Here is a 3147-nt window from a genome sequence, read left to right on the forward strand (position 1 = left end):
AAAGATAGGTTTAAGGGGTGATAAAGATAGGTTTAAGGGGTATACAAATAGATAGATTATTGACTATTTAAAATATATGACATATAACCTAGTTAAATGAATTACTCAGCTTCATATCATGACAAATAACAATAAATTAGTTGTTAAAGATAATGCTCTTATCGATGCTTCTTTTAACTTATCACTCATAGAGCAACGTATTATGCTCTTGGCCATAGTTGGAGCTAGAGAGTCTTCTAATCTCACGCCAGATACACCAATAGAAGTGCTTGTAAGCGACTACATTCATCAATTTAAAGTGGATAGTAATAATGCCTATGGCTTGCTCAGAGAGGCAGCAAAAACACTAAAAAGAAGGGAGTTCAGTTATTTAGATAGATATAAGGGCCTAGAGGCTCTTACTACAGCAAATTGGGTAAACAAAGTGACCTATGTAGATTCTAATGGTCTTATTGTTTTATACCTTAGCAACGAAGTTATCAGCTTAATTAGCCGATTAAGCGAACAATTTACCAAATATCATATAGAGCAAGTATCTGATTTTAGAAGTAAATATAGCATAAGACTATATGAGCTATTAATTAAATGGTTGAATGTAGCAAAAACTGAGAAATATAGTATTAACGATCTTAGATCAAAGTTAGGTCTTGACTCGACTGAATATTCAACAATGTCTAACTTTAAATCCAACGTATTAGACAGAGCAGTAAGTGAAATTAATAAACACACTGATATTACCGTTGACTATGACCAATTCAAAAAAGGACGAGTTATCACTGACATTCAATTCAGAATTAAATCGAAAGTTAGGCCATCTCAACAAGAATTAACTAGAACGCCCCAAACAGCATTCCAACAAATGACAGATTCTCAAATCAATATGTTTGGCAATCAGCTTTCACGACTACCTGAATTTTCAAACTTAGCAAATGGTAATGAAAGCTATGAGAGCCTAGCCGCGAAAATCAAAGAAATGCTAAGAGATCCAATACAGCAAAAACAGTTTTTGCCTCATCTAAAAAACTTAGGCTTTAAAGCTTGAGTGTATTGGAGAATACACATATTGTATTCTCCAATACGTTTTCAAAATACACAGCAATACACTATGAATACAGCTACAAAATACAGTGTTAGTGATGCTGCAACCCTGTATAAAAAATCTCGAGCTACGCTATATAAAGATATAAAAAACGGTGTGTTAAGCCGTGACCATGATGGTTTTATAGATTTTTCAGAACTTCTTCGTGTCTATGGAGAACCTTTTGGAGTAAAACAAGTAAAACGTATCGATACGTCTCCAATACAAAATCAAAATACATCTGAATACACTGATAAAACAGTTGTAGAACTCAAAAACCAAATTGATTTTCTAAAAAAACAGTTAGAAAAAGCCGAAGATCGTGAAGCCAAGGCAAATGCTCGTATAGATACACTGCTGACACTCATTGAAATGAAGCCCCCACAATCCAATATGACTACGTTTACCGATCAGAAATCTGCTCCAGATATAGCAACAGATCCTCGGTCAGAACCCGAGCCGAAAGATGACGGATTGACTACTCCAGTCGAAACAGAAAATAAGCGTATTCCAGTGCCAGAGCACGTAGAACCAGAGCAGCCGAAAAGAGGCTTTCTAAGTCGCTTTTTCTTGCCAAATGGGTAAGGTGATTATTCAACTGGACTAAACAAGAATATAGAACATTGTTTAAGAAACATACGTGGAACGTGAAGTATCAAGAAAAAGCCGTTCCAGTGCGCTGAACCCTAGAACGGCTTACTTTAAGATATTGATGCGAAAAGGAAAAGTTCAAGTGTTTCGCATAAGGCGTATTATGTTAATTTTAGAAAAACTTTCAAATTTAAAAACACGAGAAGCTAATGAGAGCATTACTAGAAACTATCTTTTTTCCATTTATGGTAAGCCAAAAATTATGGTGGATTCTCGTCTTTGGCATAGGGTTATCATTGCTAATCAAAATTGGCATGGACTATCAGCTAGCAAAATTACATGCTCAAACGGCAGGTACATTGTTAGAAAGTCTAGAGCCTCATCGACTAATAAAACGTTCAAACTATCTGATTATAGGAATTCTTATTTGGACTCTAGTTGCATCTATTAGAGAATATAAGAGCGCTTATAAAAGATTTTTTTAATAAAAATAAGTACAAAAAAACAAGTCCTGTAAAAATTTTTAATGATATAAAACAATATTTTAATAAAAATTAAGTGTTAAAATATTAAAGCCCTGGATAACACCCTGTTTACACCCCTGTATTTCGTGTGTATTCTAATGTCTATTGAGAGATGTGATGTAAGTGTGGTGCTTCTTCTGCTCTCATTTCCTAATCAAACTGCAGAAGAGACTTACTATGAATACACAACTTCCTAACTATTTTTGGGTTAATCATAAACAAACATATAAAACTGAAGTTGGAGATGGTTATCTCTGGTCCCCAAAAGTAAACGCCAACAATAGTTTCAATCAATCATACGAAAACATGAAACTCGTAAAACCTGGTGACATTGTTTTTTCTTACGCAATGGGAGTCATCCAGGCATTAGGCTGTGCTAGATCATCAGCTTATGAGGCAGAAAATCCTTTTCAAGAAACAGGACATTGGGGGAGCGTTGGCTGGAAAGTAGATGTTGATTTCTTTGTTGTCGAAAGTAAATTTAAGCCTAAAGACTTTATTGATGAAATTCGACCATTATTACCAGCCAAATATTCCCCAATCAGCGCAACTACAGGAAATGGCAACCAAGGTTGCTACTTAGCAGAAATTAGCGCCAACTTGGCCAGTTACTTATATGAAAAAATAGATCCTTCCGGAGAGCTGGAAATTGGTCAATTAGACCAAGATAAAGATGAAAATATTCCTCTAACATCAAAATCTGTATATATCTTGCAACGCATTGGACAAAACATCTTTCGAAAAGAACTAATTAAGAAGTTTGGGCATTGTCCGCTTACTGGAATCCGTTTAAATGAGTTGTTGCGTGCAAGCCATATTAAACCTTGGAGGATTTCAAATGATAGTGAACGCTTAGATTCATCAAATGGAATCTTATTAGCAGCTCACGTAGATATATTATTTGATAAAGGACTTATTTCATTCGATGATGAAGGAAACCTTCTTACTAAAAAT

General features: G+C 34.9%; 4 protein-coding genes. All 4 read left to right on the forward strand.

Annotation, left to right across the window (positions count from 1 at the left end; all coding sequences use genetic code 11):
• Positions 1-118: 118 nt before the first annotated feature.
• Positions 119-1042, forward strand: a complete 924-nt coding sequence (gene repM, locus F928_RS10255; RefSeq protein WP_005074595.1) for a replication initiation protein RepM — start codon at positions 119-121, stop codon at positions 1040-1042.
• A 63-nt stretch (positions 1043-1105) separates the two neighbouring features.
• Positions 1106-1663 carry a plasmid replication DNA-binding protein gene (locus F928_RS10260; protein ID WP_005244552.1) on the forward strand — a complete coding sequence of 186 codons (558 nt, stop codon included), beginning with the start codon at positions 1106-1108 and terminating at the stop codon, positions 1661-1663.
• A gap of 215 nt (positions 1664-1878) precedes the next feature.
• Complete coding sequence (locus F928_RS10265; protein WP_005074599.1) at positions 1879-2154, forward strand: hypothetical protein; 276 nt, start codon at positions 1879-1881, stop codon at positions 2152-2154.
• Positions 2155-2370: 216 nt separating this feature from the next.
• Positions 2371-3147, forward strand: a 777-nt coding sequence (locus F928_RS10270) for an HNH endonuclease (protein ID WP_005074601.1), incomplete at its 3' end; no start/stop codon positions are given.

It is taken from the genome of Acinetobacter pittii ATCC 19004 = CIP 70.29 (assembly GCF_000369045.1).
Lineage (GTDB): Bacteria > Pseudomonadota > Gammaproteobacteria > Pseudomonadales > Moraxellaceae > Acinetobacter > Acinetobacter pittii.